The following is a 16,966-nucleotide window of genomic DNA, read 5'->3' as shown; positions in this document are numbered from 1 at the left end:
CTTGTTACAGGTCAATAGAGTTTTTATCAGGAATACCAAGAATTTTTTATATTTGTTTTTACCCAAGAAATCTTTATGAAATAGCACAAAACAAGCTAGATTTTTTGCTAAACTTTTGTCAGGTGAAAAGTAACAAAATAATCATAACCATAATTTTTTTTGCTTTTCATCTTTAGTGCTTATAAAGCACTCTTAAAAAAGTGATTCTTTATCCCCAAAAGCCAGCAATATAACAATCCTAAATTATAAGTCCTATGGGCACCCTACGCAGGAACGTGAAGAATAAGATTCTTGACTTCGAGCGAGAAGTTAGGAATCTGAACCAATAGATTGTCAGCCAATTTTGGATTTTGGATTTTGGATTTTAGATTGACTCCACCCTAAAGGTGAGGAGCTTAAAAACTGGAGTTTAGACTAAAGGCAGGCGATCGGTAAACAAAGGAAAGCATGTGTTGTTGGTATAAAATTTTGGGAAAGGCAGTCTGTGATTAACACAGACCCCCTTGGGCAGAAGATGAGAGAAGAACCACCAACTCTCACCTGCCAATATGAAACTTGTCAAACTTCAAGAATTTCGTCAAGCCGCTTACAAGCTTTTAGGCAAAGCCCATGATGCTACCTTTGAATTGACTGATGCAATACTACTGACCCGTAATGCCTACAGCTTGGCGGGGGTCTAACACGTAAAAAAATCAGGCAGCCTTTGTTTGGTTAATTAGTGTTCCAAGACGAGTACTCGTAGTAGTAAGGCTGCCTGATTTTTTAGGGGACAATGGGTCGGCAGATTTATCTGTGTCTCCAATTTTTCGACGCAAGTGGCCAAGTATTTACGTTCGCGTAAGCGCAAGCGCACGCCCAGAGGGCGAACGCGCAGCGTGTCGCCTTGCGACTCAGCGTGTCCCCTTGGGACTCAGCGTTACAAGACAGTAGACCACAGCGACAGAAATTGATGCAGTTATATATCAAACAGATGCCGATTGTTGGTCGTCCTTTGCTTGCTGGTGACCACACTGCTTGGTCTCGTCCTGATGCTGTAACTCTACAGGAAAGGACAATTGAGCATAGCAGCACTGCTGTACGAGGAAATAAACCAATTACCATTGGTCAGGGATATAGTACTATTGCTTGGGTGCCAGAATCGAATGGCAGTTGGGCATTACCCTTGAGGCATGAGCGAATCACTAGGCAGGGATTGCCCCATAGAGAAAGCAGCTTGGCAACTACAACAAGTGTGTGAGCATTTATCCACTAGACCAATTTCGGTTTGGGATAGTGAGTATGGGTGTGCCCCTTTTATGTTGAAGACTGCCAACATTCGAGCAGATATTCTTGTCCGTTTGCGTTCAAATCTTTGTTTGTGGGGCGCACCTCCACTATACTCTGGCAAAGGTCGTCCCAGAAAACATGGTGATAAGTTCAAGCTCAATGAACCTTCTACTTGGGGTGAAGCCACTCAAAGTTTGGAGATGAACGATCTCAAACTGGGGCGGGTAAGGGTTAGCTTATGGAAAAATTTAGACTTCCGTAAAACGGCTACGCGCCCAATGTCATTAATCAGGGTTGAGCGTCTTGACCAAAAAGGTTGCGCTAGAGTGTCAAAACCCTTATGGTTGGCTTGGGTAGGAGAAGAAATGCCTCCACTATCGGAAGTTTGGCTACTTTATTTGCGTCGCTTTACCGTTGACCACTGGTATCGTTTTTTGAAGCAACGCCTGCACTGGACACTTCCTAAACTAAGTACCCCAAAACAGTGTGAGCGCTGGAGTGATTTGATGCCAATGATTACTTGGGAGTTATGGTTAGCCCGTGATAAAGTTGGCTGATAATCCCCTACCTTGGCAAAAGTCAATGGACAAATTGACTCCTGGAAGAGTTGCTCAAGCTATGGGAGGAATTTTAGCGGTTCGCAGCGCGTTGCGGTGAGACCAGTGCTGCAGGAGGGTTTCCCTCCGTAGGCATCTGGCGAACCCGAAGGGGGGTTCCCCCCGTTGTAGCGACTGCGAACCCGAAGGGCGATTAGTACTCCTGCACGATCCCCTCAACCACGCGGAAAGTCGCCAGGCTGGAAACCAGCACAACCTCGACAACGTAGAATTCGCTATCCTATCGTCACAAAAAGCACAATAAGCCTCGCAAAGAACAACCCAAATCGGCTTAATATCAAAGATTTTCTTGCTTAAAGCTTGTGTTTTATCAACTCATATCATGTCCGGCTAATTAGTTGTGATTACAAAATCTGTGCAAAAACCGGGAAATCCTCTTTCTCCCTGCTAAGAGCCCCCTGCTAAGAGCCGTCTTAATGATAAGTCTTTCACCGGACATGATATCAGCCCTGCTGGGTCATTTCTTGTTGCTTAGTCTAAACTCCAGTAAAAATGAGCGGATTTTGAATTGAGGAATTAATTCGGTCCTAGAAGGACGGGGCTTGTACCGACCAACCCCCAATCTAAAATCTAAAATTTAAAATCTAAAATCGTCCCGGTCAAATTACTGCGGAGGATTACTATATCTTCTGCAATAAGTTGAGTTATATCGTTTCACTTTAAGGTTGATACAATTAGACCGCTCCCCCGCATCTTGTGCATCTTGTGCAAGTCAGATGAGGGGAGGAAGACGTCCTCGCCGCTTTTTTCCCCTGCATCCTTGCACCCTTAAATACATCTGTTGCGCCTGCACACCCACTCACCTTCGCCCACCGAACGTGATTGATTGGTTTGTCGTCCTCATTACCCACAGTTTTCATAAGGCTTAGCTGATTTTTCCATCTCATACCTCTACTGGCAGATTTTTCGCTTGTTTTAGCCAAGCACTTCAAACATCCGCAACATCACGAAGGCAATTCAAAGAAATATATTAGTTAACAAGTGTACAATCATACCATTTCATCTTTTTAGAAAAGTTATACTGTTTTTTAGGTTCTACCTGGGAATTACGCAGAAGTGGCTTTGCCACTTCTTTTTCTAAAAGGTAAGGCAAAAATAATATCCTTAAGAAAATGAGAGCTGTCGCCGACACCCCAAAGAACACAGCCATACCACTCAGCAGTTCACCTATACAGTACTACAGATTTAGTTAATGATCGCCTGCGTAGACTGCTATTGCGTTTGACCAATAGCTTTGGGTGTAGGAGTGTAGGGGTGTAGGCGAGCCACTGCCCTTCGGGTATGCCCTTGGCGTGCGCTTGCGCTTACGCCAGATGCCTGGCTGTCGGGAAACAAGGACCGCAGCCGGTTGTCGTCACCTCCTGCGCAGCGCTGTCTCACCGTGGGCTGGTCTCCCGCGTTGAGGCATGTGGCGTGAGCCAGTGGGGTTTTTTATGAGCTCGTCTTTAGAAGTCAAAACAATACACAAGTATCTACAACAATAGTAGAGTATCCACAAAACGACTATGTATAAACAGCACTTTGCAGGCGCATCCTTGCTTTGGTATTGGCGGACTATAGTTACGTTGTTCCAGGTAAGTCCTCTAGATGCTAAATCTAAGTTAAGAGACTTATGGTATACTAAACTCTTTAGTTGAGTAGAGACTTTAGCAACGCATAGAAAAATTTTGTTGACAATTAGCAATTAATAAGTAAATCAACCAAATTAAACGTAAAGGGTAGCAAAGCGATCGCAAGAATCGTATTTTATGTTTTTTCAGGTTGACTTATGAAGTTTTTTTGCTTGTTAGCTTACATCTTAAAATAAAGAGAAAACTCTACGCATAAGGTATTTGACCTGTGTTGAATCAAGATGAAAATTTGTTTTTAATTGGTCAGGTGACTGCTTTGAGCGGAGTTCCTATTAGGACAATTCGCTACTATGAAAGTTTGGGTTTAGTTCAGTCTATCGGACGAACAGAAGGAGGTTTCCGCCAATTCTCATCAGATGTGTTGACTCGTCTTTCTTTTATTAAATGTGCTCAAAGTTTAGGTTTAAGCTTGCAAGAAATCGGCGAAATTCTTGAAGTTTATGACGGAGGTAAACCAGCCTGTGATCAAATTCATCACAAGCTGAAAGATAAGATATTAGATATTGATAAACAAATTGAACAGTTATTGACCTTGCGAGAAGAATTGAGAGGATTACTGTCCGGATGGAACAGCTTATCAACAAAGCCGCAAGATACAATCTGTCCCATAATTCAGAACCATTGAACAACGGTAGGGAGATACCCTAAAATGAAAAGCTGTTTTCACGCCCCCGGTTTGTTGTGTAGCTGAAGCTACGGGCAATATAAGCTGTCGCGGGTGTTGCGTCCTGTAGTTGGATTCGTACCTGAGGCGACTTTGCACAATTTCTCTTGCTCATATTTACGCAGCAGCACATCAGTGAAATCTGCTCCGTCAATAATAGCACGATCAAACCTGGCGTTAGCAGCAGAAGCACCCTCCAACACCGCATTTGTCAAATTTGTCTTAGTGAAAAGAGCCGAGTCTAAAATAGCATTTGTTAAGTCAGCTGCTTCAAAATTTACTGATTCCAGTTTTGCAGAAAACAGACTGACGCCGCGCAAATTAGAGTGACTAAAGTTACTGTTGCGGAGGTTAGTTTGATTAAAGCTGGAGTCTGTCAAGTCACGTCCTGAAAAATCAGACCCGATCAAAGTTTCTTTATTGTAGTCAATTGCTAGAGCTTCTGGAGCAAAACCTGCAAAACCAACAAATGCAGTGATGCAAATGACAACCCAAAGTAATAAACTGAGTGTGTTTACCCAAATTCGATTGCTGAACTTACTCATTGTACTTTTCACCAATGGCAGACGATTCTCCATATCATTATCTCGATATAGGTATCGCAGGAGAAGACCTGGTAGCTGAATGGTTACAATCCAATGGTTGGGTCATTTTGCACCGTCGATGGCGTTACCGTAACGGAGAAATTGATATCATTGCCCAATATGATGGACAGCAACAGCCAAGGAAACAGCAAGAAAGAGCACAGACAAACACACAGAGTGAAGGAACAAGGGAAACCTCACTCCTTCACTCTTTGACTCCTTCACTTTCCTCATCTCCCATACTGACATTTGTGGAAGTGAAAACTCGCAGCCGAGATAATTGGGATGCAGGGGGAAGAAACGCCATCACAAAACAGAAGCAAACAAAACTCCAACAAACGTCTTTAATGTTCTTAGCTAAATATCCCCAGAAGGCAGACTACCCTTGTCAATTTGATGTTGCTATTGTCTACTGTCAACAAATATCACAAGGGTTCAGCCTAAGCGCAGCCGAAGGGTTCACTGCGCCTACAATTTCTGAACAAGCTATAGCCACTTTATCAATAAATGGATATTTGTTGATGCTACAAGAATATATTCCAGCAGCTTTTGATACTTAAACCTATATCGTCATATAACAGGTAATATAAGTCAAAGGTATCAGGCTAGTGTTTCTGGACAATAGCCCAAACCTCTGACAAACTGTTGCCGGAACGCCTCTATTTCCTCTTTTTCTGGGTTACCATGAGAGACGATCGCTACCTGATAGCGACGCATCACGTCAACTGGACACTGTCCTGCTTCTAAACTCCAAAACGCCATTTGTACCCGCATTTTTGGCTCGTAGCTAATTCCTAATTCACTGAGAAAAGCCCGAATATCCCCATCTTCTTGAGGTGAGACGTGACGTCTTAGTTTGACTCTCACCACCCAACCATCAATCTGATGAATGACGGTGACGAACGAAACAGGTATTTGGGGTTTACCGTGCAAGAATTGAACAACTCTTAGAGTTAGACTGGCATTTGCCAGGTAATATAAGTATTCCATCGGTGTGTTTGGGATCAAAGCCAATCCTACTTTTTTATTATCCGTATAAAGACCCTAGTGCTGGCTAGGGTAAAAGCCCCCGTTTTTAGATAGGGAGGTTTACCCAATTTTCATACAGGTATTTCCGTGTGAGCTAATTGCATTCATGACAAAGTTATAGAAGGATAATTCGGTGGGGATCACGGGATTCTCTATAAAAAAAGCCAAAACAAGTTTTTAGACAGTCGAAATATAAATGCAGCAACAACGAGCCAAAACCAATTTAAACCCAATATCTAGTCCTCACAAGGAAGACTTGGAATTAGATCGTTCCCTAACTGGATATGACTATGAATTACCTCAAGAACTCATAGCCCAAAACCCAGTGGTACCCAGGGATCATTCCAAGCTTTTGGTAGTAAATGCCCAGGATACAGGTATAAAAGTAGAACCAAGACACTGTATTTTCCGAAGTTTGCCAGAACAACTCAAATCTGGTGATTTACTGGTAATGAATAATACTAAAGTTTATCCGGCACGTTTGTATGGTCGTAAATCTACTGGTGCGGAAATAGAAGTATTGTTGTTAGAAGAACGCCAGCATAATTGTTGGTTAGCCTTAGTCAAGCCAGGAAAACGTTTCACACGGGGAGCGAAGATTATTTTTGAAGCAAAGGCAAATTCCTCATCTTCCCCATCCTCCCTCACTGCGACAGTCTTAGAAACAGACGAGGCGACTGGAGGGCGTCTTTTGCAATTCAATTTACCAGAGGGGATGTCTTTAGTACAGATGTTGGATGTATTTGGTGAAGTTCCTCTACCACCTTACATCACTGCATCTGATGCCCAAGGCGCTCAGTATCAGACAGTTTATGCTAAAGTTCCAGGAGCAGTAGCAGCTCCGACAGCAGGGCTTCACTTTACGCCAGAATTACTACAGAGGTTGGGCGATCACGGAATTCATCAAGCTTTTGTCACATTACACGTTGGCGTAGGAACATTTCGCCCTGTAGAAGTGGAGGACGTAAAAACCCATAAAATGCATGAAGAATGGATTTCAGTGCCTTCCTCCACGGTAGAGCAAATCCGTGCAACTCAAGCATCTGGTGGCCGAATTGTTGCTGTAGGTACAACAGTAGCACGCGCATTAGAAGGAGCTGCAGCCAAAGGTGAGTTGCAACCATTTTCTGGCAAAACCGATTTGTTTATCTACCCCGGCTACCAATGGCGAGTTGTAGATGGTTTAATTACCAATTTTCACCTACCGCGTTCTAGCTTGCTGATGTTGGTGAGTGCTTTAATTGGTCGGCAACGTTTGTTAAATATATATCAGCAAGCGATATCATCTCAATATCGCTTTTATTCTTTTGGTGATGCAATGTTGATTTTGCCAGAAGCAAGAACGCTTAACAGTGAACAGTAAACAGTGAACGCTTAACAGGGAACAGTGAACAGTGAATACTTACCAAGGTTATGGGAAACAAATACTGATAACTGATAACTGATAACTGATAACTGATTCAAATAGGTAAGCGATTAATATCCTTATTGCAGCCAATCACAACCATTGCCGAACCGCGATCAAGACGCTGACTGGGATTAGGATTAATTTGGAATTTACCATCTTGACTAACAGCCAGCAAATTTAAACCATAGCGGTTGCGAAGTTGTAATTCAGCGATTGTTCTGCCATGAAATTCGTCTGGTACAATCAACTCTACAATACTGTTATCTGGATCAAGATCAAATCTGTCTAGGATAGAGGGTTTTGTAAGTGTTCGCGCTAAAGCAGAACCCGCTTCATACTCCGGAAACACAACGTGATCTGCTCCCACTTTGTGCAACAATTTGCAATGAACTTCACTAGAAGCTTTTGCAATGACATGAGGTACACCACCTTCTTTGACGTTCAATGTTGTGATGATGCTTTCTTGGATGTAATTTCCGATTGCTACAATGACCGTATCAAATTCAAAAATTCCAGCTTCTTTTAGTGCTGCTGGTTCAGTTGAATCTAATTGTAAAGCATGACCAGTTATATGCTCAGTCAAGGCTTGAGCTACCCGTTTTTCATCTATATCTGTAGCTAGCACTTGATAGCCGAATTTGTGCAGTGTTAAACAGACTGAACGACCAAAACGACCTAACCCAATAACAGCAAACTGCTGATTGTCCTTACGCAGACTACGAAAAAATCCTAATGATGCCAAATTCACAGTTGTTATCCTTATTAACACTGTTTTTTTAGTACAAACTCGGTGATAACAAGTTTGTAAAAACTATTTTTTTCTTATTCTGTAGATTTTATCATCTTGGTATACAAGATGATAAAATCATTGATTATGAGTGATTTTTTATTTCTTCTTCTGTCAGTACTCCATTATCCTACAAGTAAGTTTTCTTCTGGGTAATGAATCCTAGTCGGTTTGGGGTCTCCGAGCATAGCTGACATGAGTAGTAAAATACCGACTCTGCCAATATACATTGTCACAATTAATATGAGCTTTCCGGCAGCAGATACGCTGCCCGTAATGCCAGTGGAAAGACCCACCGTAGCAAAGGCTGATACAACTTCAAAAAATATTTGAATAAATTCTAATTTTGGATCTGTTAGTGCAATTAAAATAGTAGATGCAATGACAGTTGTTACAGAACCAATAAAAACTCCAACAGCTTTTAAAATGACATTTATTGCTATCTTGCGATCGTACAATAAAACCTCTTCTTTTCCCTGAAGAATTGCCTGAGTACAACTGGTCAGAACTCTTAAAGTTGTCGTTTTAAGTCCGCCTCCTGTACCGCCTGGGCTTGCACCAATAAACATGAGTGCAATCATAATAAACAAACCAGCATTTGTCATTTTACCTATATCTATGGTATTAAATCCAGCAGTTCTAGGAGTTACAGATTGAAACCAAGCGACTAATAATTTGTCAGGCAAACTCAAATTACCAAAAGTTTCCGGATTTCTTAATTCAACAAAGAAAAACGCAACTGTCCCAAGGACTAAAAGAATTAATGTTGTGCTAGTAGCAACTTTAAAATCTAGAGATAAGAAGAGATTTGTTTGTTTTTTGAGTAGGCGATGCTCCAGCAGGGAGCCGCGCAAGGCGCGATCGCGCAACCAAAAGTAACTTTCTAAAATGACCTGATAACCAATACCCCCAAAGATAATTAATACCGTTATCGTGAAGACAACTAAAAACGATGATTGGTATCCAATTAAGTTATCTTTAAACAAACTGAAACCAGCATTATTCCAAGCGTTAATGCTATGAAAAATCGCTAACCAAAGTCCTTGATTCCATCCATACTTGGGAACAAAAGCGAATAGTAATAAAAAGATACCTGTGATTTCAAAAATCAACGTTGTTGCAATAATAGAGCGGATAATTTGAGCACTCCCTTGCATTCCAGGTCTGTCTAAAGCTTGTTGAATGGCAACTTTTTGTCGTAGGTCAAATTTACGACCAATAAGCATAATCAAAAATGTGGTGGTTGTCATATAGCCTAAACCACCAATTTGTGCTAAAAGCGCAATAAAGAATTGACCCCAAAAAGAGAAATAGCTGCCTGGATCTACCACTGATAAGCCTGTCACACAAACTGCTGATGTTGAGGTGAATAAAGCAACTATTGGGTTATTCCACGCACCATCACTGGTAGAAAAAGGCATCATCAGCAGGATAGTTCCTACAATAATGACTGCGAGAAATCCTAAGCAAATCGTCCGAGAAACAGTCATAGAAATTAGTCTTTTTTATAACGCTTTATAGTTATATAAAGATAGTTGTCTTTCGCCATAAGCAAAAACATCCTAATCTAATTAAAAACACACATGGTAGCCTACTGTATGTGTTTATTTATGTCTTCATTATTGCTTCCGTTATGAGTCCAACACTTTACGAGCAAATTCAGCAGTTTTACGATGCTTCCTCCAGTCTGTGGGAACAGGTTTGGGGCGAACATATGCACCACGGTTACTACGGTGCAGATGGTACACAGAAAAAAGAGCGTCGTCAGGCGCAAATTGATTTAATTGAAGAAGTTATCAGGTGGACAGGAGTCCAACAAGCTGAGAACATTTTGGATGTCGGTTGTGGAATTGGTGGAAGTTCTCTGTATCTGGCAGGAAGATTTAATGCTAGAACAACAGGAATTACTCTGAGTCCAGTACAAGCTGCAAGAGCAACAAAACGCGCTTCTGAGTTTGGGTTGAGTGCAAGAAGTCATTTTCAAGTGGCTGACGCTCAAGCAATGCCTTTTACTGATAACTCTTTTGATTTAGTATGGTCACTAGAATCTGGTGAGCATATGCCGGATAAGAGCAAGTTCTTGCAAGAGTGTTATCGTGTGCTGAAACCCGGTGGAACCTTGATTATGGTGACTTGGTGTCATCGACCAATTGATAATTTACCCCTGACGGCGGATGAGGAGAAGCACTTAGCTGAGATTTATCGAGTGTATTGTTTGCCTTATGTGATATCTTTGCCACAGTATGAGGTTATTGCTCGTGAATTAGGGTTACAAAATATTCGGAGTGCTGATTGGTCGAAGGCTGTTGCTCCTTTTTGGGATGTTGTGATTGATTCGACGTTTTCTCCAATGGCGATTTGGGGTTTGCTGTGTTCGGGTTGGGGTACTATTCAAGCTGCGCTGTCTTTGGGGTTGATGAGTAGGGGTTATGAACGCGGGTTGATTCGGTTTGGGTTGTTGTGTGGGAATAAGTAACGATTAGCAACAAGACAAGCCAGTGCGTTGGGCGGGCAACGAACGCCCGACTTGTAGACGCCGGAGGCGGTGAGACAGCGCTGCAGGAGGGTTTCCCGACCTAGGCGACTGCGTAAGCGCAAAGCGCACGCCAAGGGCGAACGCGTAGCGTCTCCGCAGGAGATACCCGAAGGGCTTCCCGCTTTCTTAGCACCTGGCGTGCCAAGAACGCCAAGACAAAAACGCCAAGAGGAGAAAAGAGAATGGATCAGGTTTCATCAAGAGGGTTTCAGGGGAATTGGTTTTATAGTTTTTGGAAGTTTTCGCGTCCGCATACGATTATTGGGACGAGTTTGAGTGTGTTGGGGTTGTTTTTGATTGCTGTTGCTGTTAGCGATGGTAGTTATTCTTTATTTCCCCTTTTGGGTGCATGGGTTGCCTGTTTGTGTGGCAATATTTACATTGTGGGGCTGAATCAACTTGAGGATGTGGCAATTGACAAGATTAATAAGCCTCATTTGCCTGTTGCTGCTGGGGAGTTTTCTTTAACGACTGGCAAATGGATTGTCGCTGTGACTGGTGTTTTGGCGCTGGTTGTTGCGTTGCTTCAAGGATCATTTTTATTTGGAATGGTGGCGATTAGTTTGGCGATTGGTACTGCTTATTCTTTGCCACCTATTCGTTTGAAGAGATTTCCGTTTTGGGCGGCGGTGTGTATTTTTTCGGTGCGTGGGGCGATTGTGAATTTAGGACTGTATTTGCACTACAGTTGGGTTTTTGAAAAGAGTTCGTCAATTACAGCGGCGGTATGGGTGTTGACGGTGTTTGTTTTGGTTTTTACTTTTGCGATCGCCATCTTCAAAGATGTCCCTGATATGGAAGGTGACTTACTGTACAATATCAAAACTTTGACTCTCCAAATTGGTAAGCAAGCCGTTTTTAATCTTGCTCTTTGGGTGATTACTGTTTGCTATTTGGGGATGATTGGAGTTGGTGTGTTGCGGCTGGCTGAGGTGAATTCTGTTTTTTTGGTGATGACTCATCTCGTCGCGCTAGTTTTGATGTGGTGGCGGAGTAGACAAGTTGATTTGCAAGAGAAAAGTGAAATTGCTCGTTTTTACCAGTTCATCTGGAAATTGTTTTTCTTGGAGTATCTGGTTTTCCCTATGGCTTGTCTTTTGGCTTGAAGATTTCAAGAAAATATTACGAACAATCCAATTTATAAAAGTGAGGTAAGTAAGTGGAAATAATTAAACGCGAATTGATATTCTGTTTATTTACGCCCATCTACTTATCATTAGTAAAAAAAATAGAAATTACTTTAATACCTGTTATATCATGTCCGGGTAATGACTTACGATTAAGCGCCAGTTTTCAGCCACCAATGAAAAGCCGTTAAGCCACGGATTAAATCTGGCTGTTGGAGTAAAGATTGACACCGATTAAATAAAACATCCTCTAAATCATGGAGTGTCTCAAAAGATTGATTAGCAATTGGTTCGTCTACTAGACTCCACAGCCTTTCTGCGGGCTGTAATTCAGGTGAGTGAGATGGCAAAAATGTTAAATGTAGCCCTTCTGGAATCTCTAAACTCTTACTGGTATGCCATCCGGCTCGGTCAACAGCTAACATAATGCGTTTCTTAGCACCATTACCAAATTCCTGAGCAAAATCGGCTAAAACCTGATTAAACAATTCTGTATTCACATAAGGAAGAATCCACCAATAAGTTTCTCCGGTTTTGGGATGTACAAAAGCATACAGCCATAACCATTTAAACCGCCAATTCACATCAGCGATTGGTGTTTCCCCTTCTGGTACATAAACTCGTCGCAAAATCGGTTTAAGTCCTAAGCGTTCGCGAAGCGTTGCCGAAGGCATTTGCTCATCCTCACACCACAACTGAACTTCTGCATTCGGATAAGTAGCTTGGATTTGTTCTACTTCTGTTGCGAGTTTTTTTTCCAGGCTTCTTGCTCAAAATAATCACTTTTTGTGTGAGATGGGCGGGGTACTCTGAGTCTAAAAGTCATCTGCCTCAATATCTCCCATCCCCTCTGTCGGCTGATGCCAGTTCCTGTCGCTTGAGTTAACCAATCTGCTACCTTTCTCCCGTTCCATAATCCTCCATCCGGTGCTTTTTCTTGTAACACCTGCCATAACTGTGCTTGCTGGATATCATTTACTAATGGCTGTGTACCTTGATTTAACTGTCTGCGTTAAGCGTAGCTCTGCCCTAGGCAATCCCCTAATCCTTCCACGCCTGACTCGTTGTATCTTTTTACCAATGCGTATATCCATGTTCTGCTGTAGCCAGTGATTTCCTCCACTTCTTCCGTTTTTTTTCCTTGTGCTATTAACCAGATAATCTGATACTGACGGCTTTCTATGCCATCTTTAGCTTGACGGTAAAGTTTTTCTAGCTCTTCTAGACTCAGATGTGCGGCTACACTAATTCGTTTCGGCATTAGTCATCTTTGCACTCACTTCTTTTATCATAAGCGATTACCCGGACATGATATTACCCGGAACATAGGTTTTATCGGTTTTTCTGTTGTCACAAATTCAGAAGCACTAACCGAAAGTGCTGCTGCTATATGTAGTGCATCCATTGCTGCCAAACCATCTAGTTGCCAATGCTGCATCTAGGAGCGAAAAACCCCCACATAACTTACAAAAATTCTTAAATTCTATTTGCTGCTTTTCTAGTTGGTTTGTAAAAATATCGGAATTCGCTGCTCGATATCGTAACTCGTTACAAAAACTTCTTTGAGATTATTTTCTAGAGGAGCATTACCAAAATATTGCCTTAAAATTTCTTCTTTGCTTTCGGAAGGATATTTTGGCTGAAGAAATATATCCTCTAATGGGCCAAGTAGTCTTTCAAACAATGGCTCATAAAATATTTCTACCCCATACTCAAGAAATAGCTGTAAAAGAAAGATCCTCAGCAGTGTATTCAGCTACTGGCAAGTTATCAGATACATCGGAAGTTAATCGCGGTTTAGTTAGTCCAAGTGCTAAAATTCCGCCACTGGAAGTGCCAGTAATTAAATCAAACAAACTGAATATAGGCTTTTGTGTCCGCCTTTCAATTTCTGCTAGGAGTAATGCAGGAATAATGCCCCGAATACCGCCTCCATCAATGGAAAGTATTTTATATTTGGGACGGGCTTTTGTATTCATGGTTTCTGGCGATTCTTCCCGAGTTAATATTTGTGCTTGTTGGATATTGACGGGATCTTCAGTTTGGTCTGTTTTGGTTTCCTCGTCATGTGGTTCGAGAGCGATCGCAGTTGGAATAATCTCGGGTTCTTCGCTGTTTATTTCTGTCTGTTGAATTTCCTTTGGTTGGTTTTCGTCGTCGCTTACTAACGATACCGTTGCTGCTAATAAATTTGTAGTTAGTGGTGAGATATTTTCTTCAGGAATAACTCCTGTCTCAGTTTGGATCTCTTGTTGAATATTTTCTTGATTGGATGATTCTGCTACAAATGGAACTGAATTTGATGATTGTGTTGCGAATGGAATTTCTGCTAAAGTCCAAATAGGATTACCACGAAAATTTCCTTGATAGGACTTTCCCTTTTGGTTTTTGACAGTTGTACCTTGCCCTTCGTCTAATTTCCAGTAAGCCACTAATCCTTCTTCATCTGCGACTATTAGCCCACAACGATGAGTCTGGATTTCTGCTTGAGTACAAGGATAATTCCAAACGCTAATGTTTGCTAATTGTCCTTTGAAATAGACTTGTTTATGTAACGTTGCTCCCAGGGTTGTAGAACTTGTGGCTTTGTTGAAAGATGAACCTCTAAGAGAATCCTTGTATTCGCGCTCGTCAAGATATACGGTTAGCTGACCACTATTAAAAACAATAGCAAAAAAGTGCCATTGTCCTATAGTTAATTCTCCTTGCCCAAAGGTTTTGATATTTTTGCTAACACTTTCATCAATGTAGATATCTAGGCTTCCTGCTTCACTGATGCCGAATTCAAAATTATCGCTATATCTCTCTGAAGAACAGGCAAAAAATACATTGCGCGTCCCGTAACTAGTGGCTTTCTTTGTTAATTCATGTGGCATTACCCATCCTGAAACTGTAAAAGCTGAACTTCCTTGAGCGAAAACGCCGCTAATATCGTTTCTGCCAAAATCTATATAATCATTTAGTCCATCAAATGTTAAAACTGTTTGTGTATTTACTAGGTTTATCACAAGAGTTTCATCTCCAAATATTAATAATTCGTACTTTTAAATAAGGTGTTTAATATTAATGAACTTCTTCGTTAATATTAAACACCTTTAAAAATAGAAGACAAGAAAAATACACAAGGCTCAATCCCCTAATTTTTATTAATTCAGTAATACTTCTGCGATCGCCGGCGAAATGGGGCAGTGTGGTGAATATATCTCCATCCAAAAAAATTCCCCGACTGGGTTAACTTCGAGGAATACATGGCGACCATCGGGGGTGACAATAATATCAATTGCTCCATAGTTTAAGCCAAAAGAAGCCATAGTGAACAAGAAAAACCCCAATTTTTTAAAAAAGTCGGGGTTCTGAACAAGGACAATTTTTACAAATCAAAATAGAAAACTATTCTTTCACAGGCGAGAATTCAACAGATTGAACAGATTGTCTAACCGCTAAACTCTCAGCCATTTCAACACACTTGAGTTCTTGTCATAGCGGTACGTCAAGCCATTCCTAGTAGTAATAGAATCTCCTTTGCTTGCCTTACTTTTAATAGTGTTAATGGAATAGTTAGTTAATTGACTTATTTCCTTATGAGTGAGCTTTTCACTTGTGATTGTTTCTGTCAATATTTGAGATTCATTTTGCGACTCACTATTAGGCGCGCTTTGAATATTTATTGCTTTTTGATTTCGATAATCCTGCACAGTCACAAGTTGCCAGTTGGAATCTTGTGAAAGTTCCAAAACCCATTGATGATAATCAAACAGGCTTTCCCGATGCCCAACACTGATAAATGTTGTTTTCGTTAGTTGTAGTTTTTGATACAAGCTTTCCTCATTTTGCAAATCTAAAGCACTCGTTGCTTCATCTAATATAGTAAAGCTAGGATGAGTAACTAACAGTCGTGCAAAAGCCAAGCGTTGTTGTTCTCCTATCGATAATATATTCTCCCAAGGAACTTCTGTATCAAAGCCATCGACTCGACTGAGTAAGTTTTGTAGGTTGACCTGTTGCAAAACTTCTTTGAGTTCTGCATCAGTCATTTGACGACTGGTATTAGGATAGAGCAATTGTTCGCGCAAAGTTCCCAAAATTATGTAAGGACGTTGGGGTAAAAATAAAACTTCCTCTAAAGGAGGTCGCACCAGACGACCAGTCCCCGCGTTCCATAAACCAGCGATCGCTCTTAATAGAGAACTTTTACCTCGACCACTAGGGCCGACAATCAATAAACCTTCTCCTGGTTGAACAGACAACGATAAATCTTCAACGATTACCTGTTCATAGTTGGGCGTTTGTAAGGTGACATTTTCAAAAGCAAGATGCTTTTCTTCTATTATTTTAATAGTACTGATATTTTCGGGTTGCTTAGTTACTTCTTCTGAAGCATCTGAAAAGTCAGATAAACGCTCAACATAGCTAGAAAATCTTCCCGAAGTTCCAAATTCATTAATTCAATCTGCCATAGCGTTAGCAAACAAACCAGTAGCTAAACTGGCTTGACCAACTTGTCCGAAATCAATTTCACCATTAATATATAATGGTCCCAGTACTAGAAACGGAAATATTTGGATAATAGCCTGATATCCTCTGTTAAAAATTTCCTTACCTCTTTCCCAATTAATCTTGCGTTCAATATTTTTTAGGACATTACTGAATCGGCGCTGAATTATATTTGATTCTTGCTTTTATCCTTGAAAAAAAGCTATCGATTCAGCGTGATTACGAAGATGAGTTAGGGAATAATTATATTCAGCTTTAAGTTCAAGTTCCTCTTGATTAATCTTATTCAATTCTTGAGTTAAATAAATAGCAATCAAATTTCCTATAACCGTATAAACAAGCATAACAATAGCGATCTGTTGGGAAATTGACCAAACAATTACTAAAAAAGCCGTCATTTCCAGCACTTTTTCTAAGAAAGTAGCTGAAAACGAGGTGGTAATCCACTCTCCTTGGGGTGTGTATACTTCTAATCCTCCTCCTTGATCCTGAAATAGTAAGGTGATGCTGCCCAAATCAGTGTGTTCAAAAAAGCGAGTTTGTCCTAGTTTTGGCGCTTGGGAAATGTTGGGATAGTAATTGAAAACTCCGGCGTGGTTTTGCTGAGAATGTAAATCGGTAAAGTAGGAATTTGGTAGTTGCAGGGCGATCGCCAATGCTTCTAGTATATTCAAAGCACATTCTTGGCTAGCTTGAAAGAATTGCTGCAAAACTTGACGAAATGCCGGCGGATTTTCTGGCCATTGATTAGGGACATCCAATGACTCTGTATAATCATCAGCCCCGGATTTGTTTGGGTCAAATTCAATAGTATTTATCTAAA

Annotated in this window: 14 protein-coding genes and 3 pseudogenes; 8 read left to right on the top strand and 9 right to left on the bottom strand. The window is 41.1% G+C overall.

The features are described from left to right. The first annotated feature begins 548 nt into the window (after nucleotides 1-548). The 4 genes from DP114_RS35700 (at nucleotide 549) to DP114_RS06325 (ending at nucleotide 4,139) form a co-directional block, all read left to right on the top strand. A complete protein-coding gene (locus DP114_RS35700) occupies nucleotides 549-680 on the top strand; it encodes a hypothetical protein (protein WP_256379346.1) in 132 nt (43 codons plus the stop codon). Nucleotides 681-895: 215 nt separating this feature from the next. Next, nucleotides 896-1,237, top strand: coding sequence for a hypothetical protein (locus DP114_RS34770; RefSeq protein ID WP_339379319.1), 342 nt, complete (start codon nucleotides 896-898; stop codon nucleotides 1,235-1,237). After that, the gene (locus DP114_RS06330) at nucleotides 1,170-1,823 is read left to right on the top strand and encodes a transposase (protein WP_246163076.1); all 654 of its coding nucleotides are present in this window, start codon (nucleotides 1,170-1,172) and stop codon (nucleotides 1,821-1,823) included. Before DP114_RS34770 ends, DP114_RS06330 begins: the two co-directional genes overlap by 68 nt. 1,899 nt (nucleotides 1,824-3,722) lie before the next feature. Beyond that, the gene (locus DP114_RS06325) at nucleotides 3,723-4,139 is read left to right on the top strand and encodes a heavy metal-responsive transcriptional regulator (RefSeq protein WP_171975719.1); all 417 of its coding nucleotides are present in this window, start codon (nucleotides 3,723-3,725) and stop codon (nucleotides 4,137-4,139) included. A gap of 68 nt (nucleotides 4,140-4,207) precedes the next feature. Here the strand turns inward: DP114_RS06325 and DP114_RS06320 are convergent, their stop codons facing one another. Next, a complete protein-coding gene (locus DP114_RS06320; protein ID WP_169268621.1) occupies nucleotides 4,208-4,723 on the bottom strand; it encodes a pentapeptide repeat-containing protein in 516 nt (171 codons plus the stop codon). Between the two features lie 14 nt (nucleotides 4,724-4,737). Between DP114_RS06320 and DP114_RS06315 the strand changes: the two genes are divergently transcribed. Next, nucleotides 4,738-5,322, top strand: a complete 585-nt coding sequence (locus DP114_RS06315) for a YraN family protein (RefSeq protein WP_169268622.1) — start codon at nucleotides 4,738-4,740, stop codon at nucleotides 5,320-5,322. Nucleotides 5,323-5,362: 40 nt separating this feature from the next. On the opposite strand, the gene DP114_RS06310 is transcribed toward DP114_RS06315, so the two are convergent. Next, entirely contained in the window at nucleotides 5,363-5,752 is a 390-nt protein-coding gene (locus DP114_RS06310) for a hypothetical protein (protein WP_169268623.1), read from the bottom strand. 235 nt (nucleotides 5,753-5,987) lie between these two features. On the opposite strand from DP114_RS06310, the gene queA reads away from it, so the two are divergent. After that, complete coding sequence (gene queA, locus DP114_RS06305; RefSeq protein WP_171975718.1) at nucleotides 5,988-7,154, top strand: tRNA preQ1(34) S-adenosylmethionine ribosyltransferase-isomerase QueA; 1,167 nt, start codon at nucleotides 5,988-5,990, stop codon at nucleotides 7,152-7,154. 97 nt (nucleotides 7,155-7,251) lie between these two features. On the opposite strand, the gene DP114_RS06300 is transcribed toward queA, so the two are convergent. Continuing rightward, nucleotides 7,252-7,947, bottom strand: a complete 696-nt coding sequence (locus tag DP114_RS06300; RefSeq protein WP_169268625.1) for a potassium channel family protein — start codon at nucleotides 7,945-7,947, stop codon at nucleotides 7,252-7,254. Between the two features lie 164 nt (nucleotides 7,948-8,111). Continuing rightward, nucleotides 8,112-9,476: a TrkH family potassium uptake protein gene (locus DP114_RS06295; RefSeq protein ID WP_169268626.1), complete on the bottom strand. Its 1,365-nt coding sequence runs from the start codon at nucleotides 9,474-9,476 to the stop codon at nucleotides 8,112-8,114. 143 nt (nucleotides 9,477-9,619) lie between these two features. On the opposite strand from DP114_RS06295, the gene DP114_RS06290 reads away from it, so the two are divergent. Together DP114_RS06290 and DP114_RS06285 are read left to right on the top strand one after the other, a co-directional pair. Further along, nucleotides 9,620-10,462, top strand: coding sequence for a methyltransferase domain-containing protein (locus tag DP114_RS06290; protein WP_169268627.1), 843 nt, complete (start codon nucleotides 9,620-9,622; stop codon nucleotides 10,460-10,462). A 242-nt stretch (nucleotides 10,463-10,704) separates the two neighbouring features. Beyond that, the gene (locus tag DP114_RS06285) at nucleotides 10,705-11,628 is read left to right on the top strand and encodes a homogentisate phytyltransferase (RefSeq protein WP_171975717.1); all 924 of its coding nucleotides are present in this window, start codon (nucleotides 10,705-10,707) and stop codon (nucleotides 11,626-11,628) included. Between the two features lie 173 nt (nucleotides 11,629-11,801). Here DP114_RS06285 and DP114_RS06280 read toward each other — a convergent pair. The 5 genes and pseudogenes from DP114_RS06280 to DP114_RS06260 form a co-directional block, all read right to left on the bottom strand. Then, a pseudogene (locus DP114_RS06280) lies at nucleotides 11,802-12,910 on the bottom strand (IS630 family transposase). Nucleotides 12,911-12,937: 27 nt separating this feature from the next. After that, nucleotides 12,938-13,087, bottom strand: a complete 150-nt coding sequence (locus DP114_RS06275; protein WP_169266136.1) for a hypothetical protein — start codon at nucleotides 13,085-13,087, stop codon at nucleotides 12,938-12,940. A 274-nt stretch (nucleotides 13,088-13,361) separates the two neighbouring features. Beyond that, nucleotides 13,362-14,657: a LamG domain-containing protein gene (locus tag DP114_RS06270; RefSeq protein WP_465251440.1), complete on the bottom strand. Its 1,296-nt coding sequence runs from the start codon at nucleotides 14,655-14,657 to the stop codon at nucleotides 13,362-13,364. A 138-nt stretch (nucleotides 14,658-14,795) separates the two neighbouring features. Beyond that, nucleotides 14,796-14,969 (bottom strand): annotated as a pseudogene (locus tag DP114_RS06265) (MvdD family ATP-grasp ribosomal peptide maturase); the annotation flags it as partial. Nucleotides 14,970-15,089: 120 nt separating this feature from the next. Beyond that, nucleotides 15,090-16,799 (bottom strand): annotated as a pseudogene (locus DP114_RS06260) (ABC transporter ATP-binding protein/permease). Nucleotides 16,800-16,966: the final 167 nt, after the last annotated feature.

The organism is Brasilonema sennae CENA114 (assembly GCF_006968745.1).
GTDB classification, from domain to species: Bacteria; Cyanobacteriota; Cyanobacteriia; order Cyanobacteriales; family Nostocaceae; genus Brasilonema; species Brasilonema sennae.
The sequence above is the reverse complement of the archived record's forward strand: the minus strand, read 5'-3'. Positions and strand labels throughout refer to the sequence as shown.